We start from the raw sequence: 16,540 nt of genomic DNA on the forward strand, positions 1-16,540 counted from the left end.
TTTCAAGACAGGGGACCGGCTCGGTTGCCGTCACCGTACAACCGCCCGACGGCCATCCCGCGGACCAGGCAGGATCATCGATTGTGACGTCTGGAACTATTTAAGGTGGCCGAGAAGTAGGCCATTTGGGCCAAAATACTCCTCACGCCACTTTTGTAAAGCTTCGCTGTCGTCGACATCGTCGGGATGAAAGCCAGGCTTAAGATAGACCAGTATTTTCCGGACAATGCCCTCAAAAAGGGGACTGCGAGGTAGAGCGATTAAGCTGCGCAGGGTTTTGATGGGGTGGCGCCAAGCCCACGAATCGGTCGCGATAGAGGCTAGGAGAAAGAAGATAGGGCCCCCCAGAAGAGTGAGGATCGCAACCATTGACAAGATCCGCATTCGCTCCGTACCACCTACATATCGGTAAACATCGAACGCAACGGCCTTATGTTCCATCTCTTCAATTGCGTGCCAATTCAGCATTGCTCGCACCTCGGGGTCGGTCAGTTGTTCTTGCACCCAAGGAGTGGTCAATGCCTGTTTCCCCAGAACCGCGGTGAAGTGTTCCATGGCTGCAGTGTCTGCTAGCAGTACTTTTCCGACCGTATCCGGAATGCGATCCAGGTTGCTCTTCACCAATTTGACAAGCCTGACGCCAACAGCACCGAGCACCCTCGTGACCCAGTATCCCATTTGCTCTAGCGCACCGTTCAGATTGCGGTGTTGCATTCCGTGGTTCTTTTCCTGCCCGATGAATCCAGCCACTTGCTGCTTCAGTACAGGGTCGGTGATTTGATCTGTGTAACGACGCACCGAGAGGACGAAACATTCCTCTCCCGATGGGAAAATTGCGGACAGTAGGGCAACGAGGTGGCTCAGCGCGATATCGCCGGCTACGAAATGTCTCTTGGACCGAGCCGAGTGCTCGAATGAAAATGCGATCCGACGAGTTTTCACTGCACGATCCACAGATGATTGCGGCCGGCTGTACAGACCTGTATTCCACACGATTATCAACCTCTTTCGGCGATTTAGCGAAGCGTCGTACCGCACGCTTGATGACTGGGGCTCGATTGGCGGGGTTGGGCCCGAAGGTGTCGGAATCGCGTATCGCCCCGATGCGCCGAGGTCCGCGCCGCCCGGGAGCGACTAGCAGTGTCGTCGCTAGGGCGGTCGCGGAGCGTTCCGCGCGCCGCCACCGCGGTGGCTACGACCGGTCTGACCGGCGGAGTCGGCATTGCAACCCGGTGCGCTCATGTTTGATGCGTCCCCTTCCAGTTGAGCTGTGAGGCGTATCACACCTCCTGGCGCCACACAGTTTCCTCGAGCATCCCGGCTACTTCGACGGTCTCGAGGCGCAACGCGACAACATCTTCAAAAGGCCGCTACCGCCTTACTCTAGGGACGCGCAAGCCCGCACTCGGGCTGTCCACAGCTATGGGAACACACCCGCCTTGATACACCCGGATGCATTGCTGCGGACTTGCTGTGCACGTGTTGCCCGGCCCGGCACCCAGCAATCAGGAGTTGCGTCCAGGCAGGTGGTGTCCGGGCCGCCGCAAAGTCAATCGATCAGGTCGCGATCGAGGGCGGATTGGTGATCGAAGTTAAAGTGCCCAAACAACTTCCGAGTTGTCCACCCAGCAGATGACGTTTCCAGAGCTAGCCGCTCGCTTTGATCAGCGCCGCTCGCGCCAGTGTCTGCTGCGCCATCTTCACATGCGCGGCATCGACGAGAACACCGCTCACCCCGACCGCGCCTCGGCCGCTGGATTCGGCCTCCCGGTAGGCGGCGATGTTGCGCTCGGCACGGGCGATCTCGTCGTCGCTGGGTGAGTAGACCGTGTTGGCGATCGCTACCTGGTCGGGATGAATCGCCCACTTGCCGGTGTAGCCCAGCAGGGACGCCCGTCGTGCGTCGCGCTCATACCCCGACGGATCCTGGTAGTCGGGATAGGGCGCATCGATCGCGTCGATCCCCGCGATCCGCGCGGCCACTATCACCTTGTTGCGGGCGTAATGCCAAAAATCACCGGGATATTCGCCGACCGGCACGAAGTTCGTATCCACCCGCGCACCTTGGGACACGGAGAGATCACCCACCCCGAGGATCAGCGCATTCAGCCGCGGGCTGGCCGCCGCGATCGCCTCGGCGTTCGCGAGACCCGCCGCCTCCTCGATGAGGACTTCGAGACGAATCTGCCTGCACAGACCGAGTTTCGACTCCAACTGGGTGAGCAGCACGTCCACCCACCAAACATCGCGGGCCTGGCGTGCCTTCGGGATGATGACGGTGTCGAGGTGCTCGCCGGCCTTGGTCACCACCTCGATGAGATCGTCGTGACACCACTGGGTGTCCAGGCCGTTGATCCGCACCGCGCGCGCCGTGCGGCCCCAGTCAATCTGGTTGAGCGCGGCAATCGCCTTGGTGCGCGATTCCTCTTTGCCACCTGCGGGCACCGCGTCCTCGAGATCCAGGAACACCAGATCCGCTCCGCACCCGGCGGCCTTGTCGAACATGTGGTCATTGCTCGCCGGCACGGCCAATTCGGAGCGCCGGAGCAGCTGGGTCATTAGTCGATTCCTCTCACAACACGCCACGAGCGCTAAGCGCGTCGATGTCGTTGGCGGTCAGGCCGAGCAACTCGCCGTAGACCTCGGTGTTGTGTTCGCCGAGGGACGGACCCAGCCGGCCGACCGTCCCCGACGCCGACGAGAAGCGCGGTACCGGGGCCTGCACCATCATCGGCCCGAGCTGGTGGTCATCGACACGGACGAATACCCGGCGATGGACCAGCTGTTCATCAGCGACCAGGTCACTGACATCGTAGATGGGTGCCGCGGCAACTTCTTCGGCTTCGAAGACCGCCATCGCTTCCGACAGCGTCTTCTTCGCAACCCACTCCGCGACCGCGGTGTCGACTTCACCGGCCTTGGCCAGGCGTCGCTGCGGGTCGGTGAAGTCGGCGTCCTCAAGCAGGTCAGCCCGTCCAATCGCGCGGAACACGCGCAGCGCCAGCGCCGGTGAACTGCCGGACATGGCCAGCCACCGCCCGTCGGCGGTGCGGTAGGTGTTCCGCGGCGCCGAGATGTCCCACCGATTACCGGCCCGCTCGGGGACCAGCCCTAGCTGGTCGTAGCCCAACAGCGTCTGCTCCATCAACCGGGCCAGCGGATCAATGAGGTTGACGTCGATCAGCTGCCCCGGTCCGCCATGGACGTCGCGGTGATACAGCGCCATCATCACCGCATACGTTGCGTTCAACGACGCGACCCCGTCGGCCAACATGAACGGCGGCAGTGTCGGGGGCCCGCCGGCCTGGCCGGTGAGATGGGCGAAACCGCTCATCGCTTCGCCGAGTGTGCCGAAGCCCGGGCGCTCACTCTTCGGCCCGGTCAACCCGTACCCGGTGATCTGCACCACCACGATCCGATCGTTGACTGCGCGCAGGCTGTCGTAATCCAGACCCCACTTGCGCAATGTCTGGGGCCGGGTGTTGAAGATGGCGACGTCGGCGTACCGCACCAGCCGGCGCGCCAGTTGCTGACCTTCGGCGCATCGCAAATCCAGTGTGACGGACCGCTTGTTGCGCGACATCGACTTCCACATCAACCCGACCCCGTCGCGCTGGTTGCCCCAGGCCCGGATGGGATCGCCGTGTCGAGGTTCTTCAACCTTGATCACGTCGGCGCCAAACTCACCCAGATAGGTCGCGACAAGAGGCGCGGCCGCCAGTGTGGCGAGATCGAGCACTCGAATCCCGTCAAGCATGGGCACCGGCAAAGGCGTTTGCAGGCCGTCGCAGCCCAAGGTGTCCCCGCAGGGTCGACGACTCGTATGCGGTGCGGAACAGCCCCCGTCGCTGCAGTTCCGGAACCACCATGCGTACGACGTCTTCGAACGCACCGGGCAGATGCGTGGCGGCCAGGACGAAACCGTCGCAGGCGCCGCTCTCAAACCAGTCCGCCATCTGATCGGCGACCTGCTCGCCGGTACCGACGAAGCGCGGCCCCTGCAACAGGGTGGCGCGGTAGCCGGCCAGGTCGCGGACCGTGACGGTGTCCCCGCCCCGCACGGCGATGTGGGCGCGCAGGTTCTGGACCAGACCCCGAATGCCAGAGATCGAGGCGATGAGCTCGTCGGTGACCGGATCGTCGAGATCATGCTGCGCGAAGTCGTAGTTCATCAACTCCGACAGCAGCGTCAGCGACGCCATGGGATGGACCAGGTCGTTGAGAAACATGGCTTCGCGGTCTTTGGCGTGCGCCTCGGACTCGCCCACCACCGCGTAGGCCATCGGACAGATCCGGACCGCGCCGGGATCGCGCCCGGCATCGGCGATGCGTTGCTTCTGGTCGGCATAGTGATTGCGCGCGATGTCCATCCCCGGGTCGCCGGTGAAGATCAATTCCGCCCAGCGCGAGGCGAATTCGCGCCCACGGCCCGACGATCCGGCCTGGATTATGACCGGCCGGCCCTGCGGGGTGCGCGGCACGGTCAGCGGTCCGCGCGCCGAGAAGTACCGGCCGACGTGTGCCAGCTGGTGCACCTTGGCGGGGTCGGCGTATTGACCGGACGCTCTGTCGTGCAGAACCGCGTCGTCCTCCCACGTGTCCCACAGGCCGGTAACCACCTCCATGAACTCGTCGGCGCGGTCGTAGCGTTCGTCGTGGCCGAGGTGCGCCTGCACGCCGAAGTTCTGCGCTTCGCTGTCATTGACGGAGGTGACCACGTTCCAGGCGGCCCGACCGCCCGAGAGGTGGTCCAGCGTGGCGAACGTCCTGGCGACGTGGAACGGGGCGTAGTAGGTGGTCGAGTACGTCGCACCGAGGCCGATTCGCGACGTGCTCTGCGCCAGCACACCAAGCACCACGCCCAGGTCCAGCTTCACCGGGCGGGCGCCGTGCCACACCGCGTCCGCCACCGATCCGCCGTATACCCCCGGCATTGCCAGGCGGTCGTCGAAGAACATCAGGTCGAAGCAACCCTCTTCGAGCTGCCGGCCTATTTTCGCGTAATAGGACGCATCGAGATATCGATGTTCGGTCGCGGGGTGCCGCCAGGAGCCCGCGTATACCGAGGTGCTTGCCGCCTGCATGAATGCAACGAGAGCCATCTTGTCGGTTCGCCGATCGGCCACCATCCCAAACTAGCATCTGATATTTTAGATTTCAAATGTTAGATGTACCGTTTGGTACCATGCGGCCCGTGACGCCAATCTCAGGGATCGACATCTCCGGCACCGTTCGGGAACGCGCCGCCCGTGAACTCCGAGACCGCATTCTCACCGGCGTCCTGCCGGCTGGGTCGCGGGTAGACCTCGACGCGATCACCGACGAGTTCGCAACCAGTAGGACCCCGATTCGCGAGGCGTTGCTGGAACTGTCTTTCGAGGGCCTGGTCAAAGTCGCCCCGCGCAGCGGAGTCACGGTGATCGGCATTAGCCCCGCAGACGTCCTGGACAGTTTCACCATTCTCGGTGTGCTGACCGGGCAAGCCGCGGCGTGGGCGGCCGAGCGCCTGGAACCCACGGAGCTCGAGACGTTGCGCGAACTCGCGGCCGACGTCGCCGCCCGATCCGGTGACGACAGCATCGGCGAGGCCAACTGGCATTTCCACCAACAGATCCACCGCGCCGCGCACTCCCCGCGGCTGATGACCCAGATCAAGCAAGCGGCCCGGGTGGTACCGACCAACTTCCTTACGGTGTTCCCCGACCATGAGAAGCACTCGCTCGACGAGCATCAGGAGTTGCTCGACGCGCTAGGTGACAAGGACAGCGAGCGCGCCCGCGCGGTCGCCGAGCGCCACGTCCTGGACGCCGGGCGATCGCTCGCCGACTGGCTGGAGCAACGTCTCTAGCTGCGGCGAGATTGCCGCGATGGCGGTGGTTTTGGCTCCAACCACAGCCATCCCGGCAATCTCAGCGTGAGTATGGTCCTATGGTGGCGATGCCCGAGATCCCTGCGCAATATCTGCTGTCGACACAGGCAGCGAGCCCGCGCACGCTCATCGACATCATCTACGACACCGCCGCGCGCTACCCCGACGCCGCAGCCATCGACGACGGAGAAGTGCAGCTCACTTATAGCGAGTTGATCGGCGACCTTCAGGACAGTGTGGCCTGGCTAGCCGCACGGGGAATAGGCCGGGGGGACCGGATCGGCATCCGGATGCCCTCGGGCAGCTATTCGTTGTACCTGGCCATCCTGTCCGCGCTGGCCGCCGGAGCGGCATACGTACCGGTAGACGCCGACGACCCCGACGAACGCGCCGCACTGGTGTTCGGTGCGGCCGACGTCGCTGGGGTCATCGCCGAATCCGGCCTGCAACGCGGCCCCGGTTCCTCACGCGGTTGGCAGGCCGGGGCCCCACTACCCCGCGACGACGCGTGGATCATCTTCACGTCCGGATCGACCGGCACCCCCAAAGGAGTGGCCGTCACCCACCGCAATGCCGCCGCGTTCGTCGACGCAGAGGCGCGGATGTTTCTGCGGGACAATCCAATTGGACCAGGCGACCGGGTCCTGGCCGGACTGTCGGTGGCGTTCGACGCATCCTGCGAGGAAATGTGGTTGGCATGGCGGCACGGCGCCTGCCTGGTCCCCGCCCCGCGGTCGCTGGTGCGCAGTGGGATGGACCTGGGTCCGTGGCTGGTCACCCGGGACGTGACCGTGGTCTCAACGGTGCCGTCACTGGCCGCGCTGTGGCCCGCCGAGGCACTGGAAGCGGTGCGGCTCTTGATCTTCGGTGGTGAGGCGTGTCCCCCGGACCTGGCCGAGCGGCTCGCCGTCGACGGTCGCGAGGTATGGAACACCTACGGCCCGACCGAGGCCACCGTGGTCGCTTGCGCCGCCCGGCTCGGCGGCACCGGGCCGATCAGCATCGGGCTGCCGCTGTCGGGTTGGGACCTTGCCGTCGTCGACGCGCACGGCCAGCCGGTCGGCTACGGCGAGGTCGGCGAGCTGGTGATCGGCGGGGTAGGGCTGGCCCGCTACTTGGACCCGGACAAGGACGCGGAGAAGTACGCCTCGATGCCGACGCTGGGCTGGAATCGCGCCTATCGCAGCGGTGATCTGGTCCGGCTGGAACGCGACGGGCTTTATTTCTGTGGCCGCAGCGACGACCAGGTCAAGGTTGGAGGCCGGCGCATCGAGCTGGGCGAGGTTGACTCCGCGCTGGTCCACTTGCCCGGTGTCAGTGGCGGCGCGGCCGCGGTTCGCCACACCGCCACCGGCACAGCGTTGCTGGTCGGATACGTCGTCAGCGCGGACGCGTCGTTCGACCTCGCCGCGGCGCGCAACCGGCTCGCCGAGCACCTACCCGCCGCGCTGGTGCCGCGCCTGGTGCGAATCGAGGAGCTACCCACCCGCACGTCGGGCAAGGTCGACCGGGACGCGCTGCCGTGGCCGCCACCCGGCGGTGCCGACACCGAGAAGGCACCGGACCTGGCTGGTACGGCGGGCCGGCTGGCCGAATTGTGGCGGGACCTGCTCGGGGCCCCCCTGGAAGGTCCAGACGGTCCGGAAGCGGATTTCTTCGCGCTTGGGGGCGGCTCGCTGGCCGCCGCGCAACTGGTGGCAACACTGCGGCACCAGTATCCCCAGATCACCGTGGCCGATCTGTATGACCATCCGAGGCTGGGCTCGCTGGCGGGATTCCTCGACGAGCAGCAACCCCCGCCACCGGTTGCCGAGCGGGTGGTGGCACCGACCTCGTGGCGGACGCAGGCGGCGCAGGTCCTGCTGTCGGTGCCGCTGGCGACGCTCGCCGCGCTGCAGTGGGTGACCTGGCTGGCGCTGGGCAACAACGTGGCCCGCGCTCTGCATGTGGTGCCCTGGACGGTGGCGCTGAACTGGTGGCTCGTCGCGGCGGCCTTCGTGCTGTTCGTAACGCCGGTGGGCCGGATGGGTATCTCGGTGCTGTTTGCCCGCGTCTTGCTGTGGAAGGTGTCGCCGGGCACCTATCCTCGCGGCGGGTCTGTGCACCTTCGCGTGTGGTTCGTCGAGCGGATCACCGAAGCCAGCGGCGCCCACAACCTGGCCGGGGCGCCCTGGCTGGTGTACTACGCCCGCGCGCTGGGGGCCAAGGTCGGCAAGGGTGTCGACCTGCACTCGATGCCGCCGGTGACGGGCTTGCTGACGCTGGGACACCGCAGTGCGATCGAACCAGAAGTGGACCTGTGTGGGCACTGGATCGACGGCGACGCGTTTCACCTCGGCGAAATCACGATTGGTAACGATGCGACCGTCGGCGCCCGGACCACGCTGCTACCCGGAGCAATCGTTGGCAAGAACGCCGACGTGGCCCCCGGCTCGGGCGTGGTCGAGAAGATAAAGAACGGCCAGTACTGGAAGGGCTCGCCAGCGGTGAAGTCCGGCCGGGTCAATCACCCGTGGCCCGATGAACGTCCGGCGCGCAACAGCCAGTGGGTCGCCATCTACGGGTTAACGTCGCTGCTGCTCGGCGCCCTGCCACTGATCGCGGTGGCGTCCGGCGTTGCGGTGATCGCCCTCGCCGTCCACCACACCGGCAGGCTCTCGCACGCGGTGCTGCCAGCGCTGCTGTGGACCCCCGCCGCAACGCTGGTCGCCCTCGCGACGTACACGCTACTGACGGTGCTGGCGGTACGGACACTGTCGCTTGGGCTGCGAGAGGGCTACCACCCGGTGCGCAGCCGCGCCGGCTGGCAGCTGTGGGCAACCGAGCGGGTCATGGACGCGGCGCGCAACTACCTGTTCCCGCTGTATGCCAGCCTGTTGACACCGATCTGGCTGCGGATCCTCGGCGCGCGCGTCGGCCGCGGCACCGAGATCTCGACCGTATTGCTGACACCGAAGTTCGCGGTCATCGAGGACGGCGCGTTCCTGGCCGACGACACGATGGTCGCGTCGTACGAGCTGGGCGGCGGCTGGATCTACGCGGCGAAGACGACGGTTGGCCGGCGCGCGTTCCTCGGCAACTCGGGCATCACCCAGCCGGGCCGCCGCGTCCCCGACGACGGACTGGTCGCGGTGCTATCGGCCGCGCCGCCGAAGGCCAAGCGCGGCTCGTCCTGGCTGGGCAGCCCGCCGATGCGGCTGCGCCGGCGCCCCGCCGAGGCCGATACGGCGACCACGTTTGACCCACCCGCCAGGTTGAAGGTGATGCGGGCCGTGGTGGAGACGTTCCGGTTGCTGCCGGTGATGGCGACGGTCGCGATCGGGCTCGCGGTGCTGGGCGTACTGCAGGCCCTGGCAAGAATGTTCGGCATCTGGTGGGCCGCGTTGTGCGGGGGTCTGGTGCTGCTGGCGGCCGGTGCGGTCGCCGGTGGGATCGCGGTCGCCGCGAAGTGGCTTCTGGTGGGCCGGATCAAAGCGAGCGAGTTTCCGCTGTGGTCGTCGTTCGTGTGGCGCAACGAGCTCGCAGACACGTTCGTGGAAACGGTCGCGGCGCCGTGGTTCGCGCGCGCGGCCAGCGGCACGCCGGTGCTGAACCTGTGGCTACGCGCACTGGGCGCCAAGGTCGGCCGCGGCACCTGGTGTGAGACCTATTGGCTACCCGAGGCGGATCTGGTCACCCTCGGCGCGGGCAGCACGGTCAACCGCGGCTGCGTGGTGCAGACCCATCTGTTCCACGACCGGATCATGCGAATGGACAGCGTCGTGCTGGAGCCCGGCGCGTCTCTTGGGCCGCATTGTGTCGCGCTGCCTGCGGCCCGGCTCGGCGCCGGCGCGACCGTCGGACCCGCGTCACTGGTGGTGCGCGGCGACGAGGTGCCGGCCTCGACACGCTGGCAGGGTAACCCGATCAGGCCCTGGACCCTCGGCCGTAAGAAAGCTGGCGGCAAGAAGCCATCGGAGCGTGGCGTCCAGGAAACCGCGGCGTGAAAGCTTCTGCCAAGACGGCCAAGAAGGCCCCCCGCAGCGTAGGCCCGGCGGTATTCGACGAGTACCTGCCGCACAACGGCAACTCCGGCTACCGGGTATCGCGCTACGAGTTGGATCTGCAGTACAAGGTTGCGATCAACCGGCTGTCGGGGTCGGCGACCATCACCGCGATCACTCTCACCGAACTGCAGCAGTTCACCCTGGACCTGTCCGACGCGTTGGCGGTGTCGAAGGTTACCGTGAACGGCAAGCGCGCCGCCCAATTCTCTTGTCGCGCCGGCAAGTTGCGGGTCCGCCTGGCAGCCAAGCTTGCGACCGGTGCGGCCATGTCGATCGTGGTGCGCTACGGCGGTTCACCGCGGCCGTTGCCGACGGTATGGGGCGACGTCGGGTTCGAGGAACTGACCGAGGGCGTACTGGTCGCCGGACAACCCAACGGCGCCGCGTCATGGTTCCCGTGCAACGACCACCCCAGCGCCAAAGCCGCCTATCGCATCCAGATCAGCACCGAGAGCCCGTACCGGGTGGTCGCCAACGGCAAGCTGGTGTCCCGGCGGGTGCGAGCCGCGCAGACCGTATGGACCTACGAGCAACCCGAGCCGACGTCGAGCTACCTCGTCACCTTGCAGATCGGCCGCTACGAGATGGCGGAGTTGGCCAAGGCGCCGGTCCCGATGCGGGCCGCCCTGCCCCAACGGCTGCGGCGCGAGTTCGACCACGACTTCGCCCGCCAACCCGAGATGATGGAGCTGTTCATCGATCTGTTCGGACCGTATCCGCTGGCAAGCGGCTACACCGTCGTGGTCACCGACGATCCACTAGAGATCCCACTTGAAGCTCAGGGGATTTCGATCTTCGGAGCCAACCATTGCGACGGCACGCGGGGATCCGAACGGCTCATCGCTCACGAACTGGCGCACCAGTGGTTCGGCAATTCGGTGACGGCCCGGCGGTGGCGCGACATCTGGCTGCACGAGGGATTCGCGTGTTACGCGGAGTGGTTGTGGTCCGAACACAGCGGGGGCCTCAGCGCCGATGAGCTCGCCCGCTACCACCACGAACGGCTGTGCGAGGAGCCGCAAGATCTGCTACTGGCCGACCCGGGACCGGGGGAGATGTTCGACGACCGCGTGTACAAGCGCGGCGCGCTGACCCTACACGCGCTGCGCGCGCGGATAGGTGACGAGAGATTCTTTGCGCTGCTCAAGGATTGGACGACCCGATACCGGCACGCCACCGTCGCCACCGACGATTTCACCGGCTTGGCCGCCGCCTACTCCGACGAGTCGCTGCGGCCACTGTGGGATGGGTGGCTGTACGCGGCGAAAGTGCCGTGACGGCAGGTCCTACATGCCGCCTAGATCGTCGGGCACGTCGACGGCGTGCTCCCGCAGCGCCTTGAGCGGCACCACCTCGAGGGTGCGCTCGTGCGTGCACGCCAGCACCACCGGAGCGGCGCGGCCATCGTGGTGGGCACGCAGCCAGTTCACCGCGGTGACGCACCAGCGGTCGCCGGGTAGCAGGCCGGGAAATCGGTATTCGGGCACCGGTGTCGACAGGTCGTTGCCGATGGAGCGCTGGTGTTCCAGGAATTCGGTGGTCATGACCGCACAGATGGTGTGCCGGCCGAGGTCTTCGGGTCCGGTCGAGCAGCAGCCGTCACGATAGAAGCCGGTAAGCGGATCGGTGCCGCACGGTTCCAAGAGGCCACCCAGCACGTTGCGATCAGGCATGGGCTCAGTATCCAAGCTTCGCCAACCATATCGACGGACCTTCAACGAATTCGGTGCCCGTCGGTCCTGCGGCACTACTGCTGGGCGAGGACGGGGCCGGATTGCGAGACGACTCCGAGCAAGGCGCGGGCCACGCCGGTATCGGCGTCCGAATACATGCGAGCTATCGCGGTAAACACCTCGCCCGCTCTCCTCAGCTCCTCTTGCGCGGCTTGATTCATGGCCAACATCTGGGTGGCCGCGGTCCCGAACGCCGCAGCCGCATACGCCGACACCTCCTCGGCCCCGGCGGGCGACAACGCGGTCAGCGAGGTCGAGGCCGTCGCAGCGGCCTGTATCCCCTGGAAGGCACTGTCGACCACCTGCGAACCGATGTCGGCGGCGGCCGGATCGAATGACATGGACTGCATGTGTCTCTCCTAGATTGCGTAGGCGCGTCCCCAGCGACGGCAGGCGGCCGTGCCGGCGAGCACCAGTCACGGGCGGCAACGAGATCTAAGCGAGGTCTAAGCGAGGTCTCAGCGATGTCAGTAGTCGGTAACGATAGTATTTATAGGATATAGTCCGCAGCGGCGAAAGAGAAGACGAAATATGCTGCCGCACTGGACGAATTCGGCGCCGCCGCCGGGTGCGGTGGCGCGCCGAGTCGACGGTCGCCGACGCCACGCGACCCCTCGACACGTTGCCGGCCTGCGGCGCGGTAGGTTCAGCGGCGTGATACTTACGGGTGCGTTTTTGGCCGATGCGGCCGCCGCCGTGGACAACAAGCTCAATGTGCAGGGCGGTGTGCTGTCCAGATTCGCGGTCGGGCCGGACCGGCTGGCCCGTTTTGTATTGGTGGTGTTGACACAGGCGGAACCCGGCAGTTCCGACCGGGACATTACGGTCGAGATGAGGCCGCCGACGGATGACGAACCGATACGCCTGAATTTCGAGGTGCCCGAAGCGGCGGTCGCCGAGTTTCCCGGATTCGCGTTCTTCGAGATCCAGCTGCGCCTGCCGGTCAACGGCCGGTGGGTGCTGGTGGTGACCGGCGGCACCGGAGCGATCTCGCTGCCGGTGCTGGTGAGCGACATGCCCTCGACGATAGGTTTCTGACGGGACCGTCTTCGGCGAAGGTCATCTTCGACGCGTGGCGACCGCATCGACTTGGGTGTTGACGCGGTTGCGGTCATGGCGCAGACCCCGGCTTTGCAGAAAGGTGGTCCAATGCTCGTCGTCACGACCAATGACATTCCCGGTTGGGAGATCCAACGCGTGTGCGGCGAGGTTTTCGGGCTCACGGTCCGCTCACGAAATGCCTTCTCCCAGTTAGGCGCCGGATTCAAATCGATGTTCGGCGGCGAGCTGGGGGGCATGACCAGGAACCTGGCCGAGAGCCGCAACGAGGCGATGTCGCGGCTGATCAACGAGGCGCGCAACAAAGGCGGCAACGCGATCATCGGGATGCGCTTCGACACGACCGAACTCGGCGACGTGTGGACCGAGATCTGCGCCTACGGCACCGCGGTGCAGGCAGTGCCGGTCACCGACGGCGCCCGCTATACCGCCGCACAACTGGGTTACGGCGGTGCCTCGCAGCCGCAGCAGCAGCCCTACGGCGCCGGCTGAGTTCGGCTGACCGTGCTGACACCCAACACAGCGGTAGGTTCGGCAGCGTGATTGTCGGGGCCTTTCTCGCCGAAGTGGCTTCGGTGGTGGACAACAAGCTCAATGTGTCCGGAGGCGTGCTGTACCGGTATGCGGTCGATCCGGACCGCTCGGCCCAGTTTCTGCTGGTGGTGCTGACCCAGGCCGAGAGCGATGATCCGGACCGGCGGGTGGACGTAGAAATTTGGCCTCCGACGGGCGACGAACCGCACCACATCGAGTTCGAGCTGCCCGAGGCCGCCGTCGCCGCGGAGGTCGGATTCGCCATCTTCGGCATCGAGGTCAACCTGCCTGACGATGGCCGTTGGGTGCTGGTGGTAACCGGCGGCGCGGGAACGATCTCGCTACCGCTGATCGTGACGGGATGAGCGGCGGTGGCCTGAGCGCTGGCCGAAACCAGGCGCTGTCGGTCAACCCGGTGCGGGATCCCGGTCATCACCAGACGGAGCGTCTGGGCAGGCCCGGCATGGGCGCCGCTGTAGCCGCTACCGGCATAGCTTTTGGCGGTGGCGGAGGGATTTGAACCCTCGGACGGTGTTAGCCGTCACACGCTTTCGAGGCGTGCTCCTTAGGCCGCTCGGACACGCCACCGCCGTGCAGCTTACCGAACCGATGCACGCTCACCCCAATCGCTGGCGGGCGAAGAAGGCCTCCAGCGGCGCGGCACACTCCGCCATCAGCACCCCGCCGCGTACCTCCGGGCGGTGATTGAGCCGCCGATCACGCACCACGTCCCACAACGAACCGACCGCCCCGGTCTTGGGCTCCCAGGCGCCGAACACCAGCCGCTCGACGCGCGCCAGCACCAACGCACCCGCGCACATGGTGCACGGCTCGACGGTCACCGCCACGGTGGTCCCCGCCAGCCGCCACCCGTCGCCGAGGACCTCGGCCGCCGCCCGCAACGCCAGGATTTCGGCGTGCGCGGTGGGATCGCCAAGCGCCTCGCGGGCATTCACCGCCCGCGCGAGTTCGGTTCCGTCGGCACCGATGACCACCGCACCGATCGGCACGTCGCGGGGGCCCGCCGTCGCGGCGACCGCCAATGCCGCACGGATCAGATCTTCATCAGTGGTCACCGCTTGAGCCTGACGGCGGCGACCCGCCGCGCCCGGCGTCGCCGCGCTTGCGGTCACCGCCCGAGGCGGTCGATCACCGCCGACAACTGTTCGGCGAAGCCCATTTCACGGGCGATGCGGCCCAACTGTTCGTCGGCGTAGAGGTCGGTCTCGTCGAGGATGATGCCCAGCACCGCCTCCGACAACCCGATGTCGGACAGTAGACCCAGGTCGCCTTCCTCGAACGGATCGGCATCCTCGAGGTCCTCGGGATCGATCTCGGCGTCCAGATTGTCCAGGACTTCGGCGGCGATGTCGTAGTCCAGCGCGGCGGTGGCGTCCGACAGCAGCAGCCGAGTTCCCGAGGGCGCGGGGCGCACGATGACGAAAAATTCGTCATCGACGTCAAGGAGCCCAAAGACGGCTCCCGCGCTGCGCAGTTCACGCAGCTCCGTCTCGGCGGCCCCCAGACTGGTCAGCGCCTTCGGACCCATCGGAGAACAGCGCCATCGGCCCTCTTCGCGCACGACCGCAACACCAAAGCCATCCGGCGTATCGACGGCCGGGCCTTGCGTGGAGGCCCGTTGTGCTCCCATGGGCGGATACGGTAGTCGCTGACCAGGCCTCCTGACCAGATGACGCCCGGACAGCGGAGATCCGCGGCCGCCCCTGACAGCGCCGTCACCCGCTCACTGTGCCAACCTTGGACTGTGACTCGGACTGTCGCGACCCCACCGGTGTGCGTGCTCGGGCTGGGACTCATCGGCGGTTCCATCATGCGAGCCGCCGCCGCAGCGGGCCGTGAAGTCTTCGGCTACAACCGGTCGGTGGAGGGCGCCCATGGCGCCCAGTCCGATGGATATGACGCCATGACCGATCTCAACCAAACGCTGATCCGAGCCGCCGCTAGCGAGGCGTTGATCGTGCTTGCCGTTCCGATGCCGGCCTTGCCGGGGATGCTCACCCATATTCACGAATCGGCACCCAACTGTCCGTTGACCGACGTCACCAGCGTCAAGTGCGCGGTGTTGGACGAGGTCACGGCGGCCGGTCTGCAGGCGCGCTACGTCGGTGGTCACCCGATGACGGGCACCGCGCACTCGGGCTGGGCGGCCGGTCACGGCGGGTTGTTCAACAGGGCTCCCTGGGTGGTCAGCGTGGATGACCATGTCGAACCCGCGGTGTGGTCGATGGTGATGACGCTGGCGCTGGATTGCGGGGCGATGGTGGTGCCGGCTCGATCCGACGAGCACGATGCCGCCGCGGCCGCGATCTCGCACCTGCCGCACCTGATGGCCGAGGCGTTGGCCGTCACCGCCGCCGAAGTGCCGCTTGCTTTCGCGTTGGCCGCGGGGTCGTTCCGCGACGCCACCCGAGTGGCAGGCACCGCTCCGGATCTGGTGCGGGCGATGTGTGAAGCCAACACCGGCCAACTGGTGCCGGCCGCGGACCGGATCATCGACCTGCTGAGCCGTGCCCGTGATTCGCTGCACTGCCACGGTTCGATAGCCGACCTCGCCGACGCGGGCCACGCCGCGCGCACGCGTTACGACAGCTTCCCGCGGTCCGACATCGTCACCGTTGTGATCGGCGCGGAGAAATGGCGCGAGCAACTGGCCGCCGCGGGGCGCGCGGGCGGGGTAATCACATCCGCTCTGCCAACCCTGGATAGTCCACAATGAACCCGTCGGAGTCGACAGTCACCGTGGTGTCGGCGACCGGTGAACGCAGCTTGATCCCGTCTGGACGTCCTTCGCTGGCATAGCTCACGGTCGCCGCGGTAACGACCATATCCGGCACGTTGACATAGACCACCGGCAGCACGATCGATTCCGCCCGCTCGTGTATCCCGATGCGCCGGATCGGCAGAGCGTTGAAGAACGGACTGAACACCAAGTCGATGTCCAAAGCGCCGTTATACGCCTCGCGCCGCTGCCCCTGGTGATCGCTGACCAACCACATGTTCTCCTCGTCGCGGGCAATCGCGAGCTGGCGTTCCCGTTCGGCCAGCGTGACGGTCAGCCCGAACCGTTTGGTGGCACCGGCCTCGTCGGTCTGCAGGTCATAGTGCGCGCCGAACGCCGGATTGTTCGCGGTCGCAGCGGCCACAATCCGGCCGTTGGCCCTGATCCGCTTGCCGGACAACTGGATTCGTACCGATTCCATGCGCGAGATGTCCTGCGCGCGCCAGGTCAACATCGCCGGCCAGACACTGGGGTTCGGATCAGACGGGACTGCGTTCAC

Annotated in this window: 16 protein-coding genes and 1 tRNA gene; 7 read left to right on the top strand and 10 right to left on the bottom strand. The window is 66.4% G+C overall.

Annotated features, from left to right (window positions below; translation table 11 throughout):
* Positions 1 to 96: 96 nt before the first annotated feature.
* The 4 genes from AADZ55_RS22440 to AADZ55_RS22455 form a co-directional block, all read right to left on the bottom strand.
* Positions 97 to 942 (bottom strand): metal-dependent hydrolase, encoded by an 846-nt coding sequence (locus tag AADZ55_RS22440; protein WP_242670034.1) that lies wholly within the window; start codon positions 940 to 942, stop codon positions 97 to 99.
* A gap of 705 nt (positions 943 to 1,647) precedes the next feature.
* On the bottom strand, positions 1,648 to 2,559 hold the full coding sequence (locus AADZ55_RS22445) for an HpcH/HpaI aldolase/citrate lyase family protein (RefSeq protein ID WP_085324573.1): 912 nt from the start codon (positions 2,557 to 2,559) through the stop codon (positions 1,648 to 1,650).
* A gap of 13 nt (positions 2,560 to 2,572) precedes the next feature.
* Positions 2,573 to 3,757 (bottom strand): CaiB/BaiF CoA transferase family protein, encoded by a 1,185-nt coding sequence (locus AADZ55_RS22450; RefSeq protein ID WP_085324689.1) that lies wholly within the window; start codon positions 3,755 to 3,757, stop codon positions 2,573 to 2,575.
* Positions 3,750 to 5,102 (bottom strand): LLM class flavin-dependent oxidoreductase, encoded by a 1,353-nt coding sequence (locus AADZ55_RS22455; protein WP_242670049.1) that lies wholly within the window; start codon positions 5,100 to 5,102, stop codon positions 3,750 to 3,752. Before AADZ55_RS22455 ends, AADZ55_RS22450 begins: the two co-directional genes overlap by 8 nt.
* Before the next feature lie 101 nt (positions 5,103 to 5,203).
* On the opposite strand from AADZ55_RS22455, the gene AADZ55_RS22460 reads away from it, so the two are divergent.
* The 3 genes from AADZ55_RS22460 (at position 5,204) to AADZ55_RS22470 (ending at position 11,192) form a co-directional block, all read left to right on the top strand.
* Complete coding sequence (locus AADZ55_RS22460) at positions 5,204 to 5,848, top strand: GntR family transcriptional regulator (protein ID WP_119184942.1); 645 nt, start codon at positions 5,204 to 5,206, stop codon at positions 5,846 to 5,848.
* An 80-nt stretch (positions 5,849 to 5,928) separates the two neighbouring features.
* A complete protein-coding gene (locus AADZ55_RS22465; protein ID WP_085324576.1) occupies positions 5,929 to 9,855 on the top strand; it encodes a Pls/PosA family non-ribosomal peptide synthetase in 3,927 nt (1,308 codons plus the stop codon).
* Positions 9,852 to 11,192, top strand: coding sequence for a M1 family metallopeptidase (locus AADZ55_RS22470; RefSeq protein WP_085324577.1), 1,341 nt, complete (start codon positions 9,852 to 9,854; stop codon positions 11,190 to 11,192). Before AADZ55_RS22465 ends, AADZ55_RS22470 begins: the two co-directional genes overlap by 4 nt.
* 9 nt (positions 11,193 to 11,201) lie before the next feature.
* Here AADZ55_RS22470 and AADZ55_RS22475 read toward each other — a convergent pair whose 3' ends face one another.
* Together AADZ55_RS22475 and AADZ55_RS22480 are read right to left on the bottom strand one after the other, a co-directional pair.
* Positions 11,202 to 11,588 (bottom strand): DUF2237 family protein, encoded by a 387-nt coding sequence (locus tag AADZ55_RS22475; protein ID WP_085324578.1) that lies wholly within the window; start codon positions 11,586 to 11,588, stop codon positions 11,202 to 11,204.
* 74 nt (positions 11,589 to 11,662) lie between these two features.
* Positions 11,663 to 11,998: a PE family protein gene (locus AADZ55_RS22480; RefSeq protein ID WP_085324579.1), complete on the bottom strand. Its 336-nt coding sequence runs from the start codon at positions 11,996 to 11,998 to the stop codon at positions 11,663 to 11,665.
* 304 nt (positions 11,999 to 12,302) lie between these two features.
* Between AADZ55_RS22480 and AADZ55_RS22485 the strand changes: the two genes are divergently transcribed.
* The 3 genes from AADZ55_RS22485 (at position 12,303) to AADZ55_RS22495 (ending at position 13,606) form a co-directional block, all read left to right on the top strand.
* Complete coding sequence (locus AADZ55_RS22485) at positions 12,303 to 12,686, top strand: hypothetical protein (RefSeq protein ID WP_085324690.1); 384 nt, start codon at positions 12,303 to 12,305, stop codon at positions 12,684 to 12,686.
* A 111-nt stretch (positions 12,687 to 12,797) separates the two neighbouring features.
* Positions 12,798 to 13,199, top strand: a complete 402-nt coding sequence (locus tag AADZ55_RS22490) for a YbjQ family protein (RefSeq protein ID WP_085324691.1) — start codon at positions 12,798 to 12,800, stop codon at positions 13,197 to 13,199.
* Between the two features lie 47 nt (positions 13,200 to 13,246).
* Positions 13,247 to 13,606 carry a hypothetical protein gene (locus AADZ55_RS22495; protein ID WP_085324580.1) on the top strand — a complete coding sequence of 120 codons (360 nt, stop codon included), beginning with the start codon at positions 13,247 to 13,249 and terminating at the stop codon, positions 13,604 to 13,606.
* A 133-nt stretch (positions 13,607 to 13,739) separates the two neighbouring features.
* On the opposite strand, the gene AADZ55_RS22500 is transcribed toward AADZ55_RS22495, so the two are convergent.
* The 3 genes from AADZ55_RS22500 to AADZ55_RS22510 form a co-directional block, all read right to left on the bottom strand.
* Positions 13,740 to 13,829, bottom strand: a tRNA-Ser gene (locus tag AADZ55_RS22500).
* Positions 13,830 to 13,858: 29 nt separating this feature from the next.
* On the bottom strand, positions 13,859 to 14,317 hold the full coding sequence (locus AADZ55_RS22505) for a nucleoside deaminase (protein WP_085324692.1): 459 nt from the start codon (positions 14,315 to 14,317) through the stop codon (positions 13,859 to 13,861).
* A 53-nt stretch (positions 14,318 to 14,370) separates the two neighbouring features.
* The gene (locus tag AADZ55_RS22510; RefSeq protein WP_085324581.1) at positions 14,371 to 14,892 is read right to left on the bottom strand and encodes a tRNA adenosine deaminase-associated protein; all 522 of its coding nucleotides are present in this window, start codon (positions 14,890 to 14,892) and stop codon (positions 14,371 to 14,373) included.
* A gap of 141 nt (positions 14,893 to 15,033) precedes the next feature.
* On the opposite strand from AADZ55_RS22510, the gene AADZ55_RS22515 reads away from it, so the two are divergent.
* The gene (locus tag AADZ55_RS22515) at positions 15,034 to 15,978 is read left to right on the top strand and encodes a prephenate dehydrogenase (protein WP_242670059.1); all 945 of its coding nucleotides are present in this window, start codon (positions 15,034 to 15,036) and stop codon (positions 15,976 to 15,978) included.
* On the opposite strand, the gene AADZ55_RS22520 is transcribed toward AADZ55_RS22515, so the two are convergent.
* Positions 15,941 to 16,540 carry a putative glycolipid-binding domain-containing protein gene (locus AADZ55_RS22520; protein WP_085324583.1) on the bottom strand — a complete coding sequence of 200 codons (600 nt, stop codon included), beginning with the start codon at positions 16,538 to 16,540 and terminating at the stop codon, positions 15,941 to 15,943. The genes AADZ55_RS22515 and AADZ55_RS22520 overlap by 38 nt on opposite strands.

This window comes from Mycobacterium decipiens (assembly GCF_963853665.1).
Taxonomy (GTDB): Bacteria; Actinomycetota; Actinomycetes; order Mycobacteriales; family Mycobacteriaceae; genus Mycobacterium; species Mycobacterium decipiens.

What these genes read in the sequence shown, in the direction of transcription:
- AADZ55_RS22490 (WP_085324691.1), top strand. Translation starts at nt 12,798, where the DNA reads ATGCTCGTCGTCACGACCAATGACATTCCCGGTTGGGAGATCCAACGC.
- AADZ55_RS22510 (WP_085324581.1), bottom strand. Translation starts at nt 14,892, where the DNA reads ATGGGAGCACAACGGGCCTCCACGCAAGGCCCGGCCGTCGATACGCCG.
- AADZ55_RS22450 (WP_085324689.1), bottom strand. Translation starts at nt 3,757, where the DNA reads ATGCTTGACGGGATTCGAGTGCTCGATCTCGCCACACTGGCGGCCGCG.
- AADZ55_RS22480 (WP_085324579.1), bottom strand. Translation starts at nt 11,998, where the DNA reads ATGCAGTCCATGTCATTCGATCCGGCCGCCGCCGACATCGGTTCGCAG.
- AADZ55_RS22445 (WP_085324573.1), bottom strand. Translation starts at nt 2,559, where the DNA reads ATGACCCAGCTGCTCCGGCGCTCCGAATTGGCCGTGCCGGCGAGCAAT.
- AADZ55_RS22455 (WP_242670049.1), bottom strand. Translation starts at nt 5,102, where the DNA reads ATGGCTCTCGTTGCATTCATGCAGGCGGCAAGCACCTCGGTATACGCG.
- AADZ55_RS22475 (WP_085324578.1), bottom strand. Translation starts at nt 11,588, where the DNA reads ATGCCTGATCGCAACGTGCTGGGTGGCCTCTTGGAACCGTGCGGCACC.
- AADZ55_RS22465 (WP_085324576.1), top strand. Translation starts at nt 5,929, where the DNA reads ATGGTGGCGATGCCCGAGATCCCTGCGCAATATCTGCTGTCGACACAG.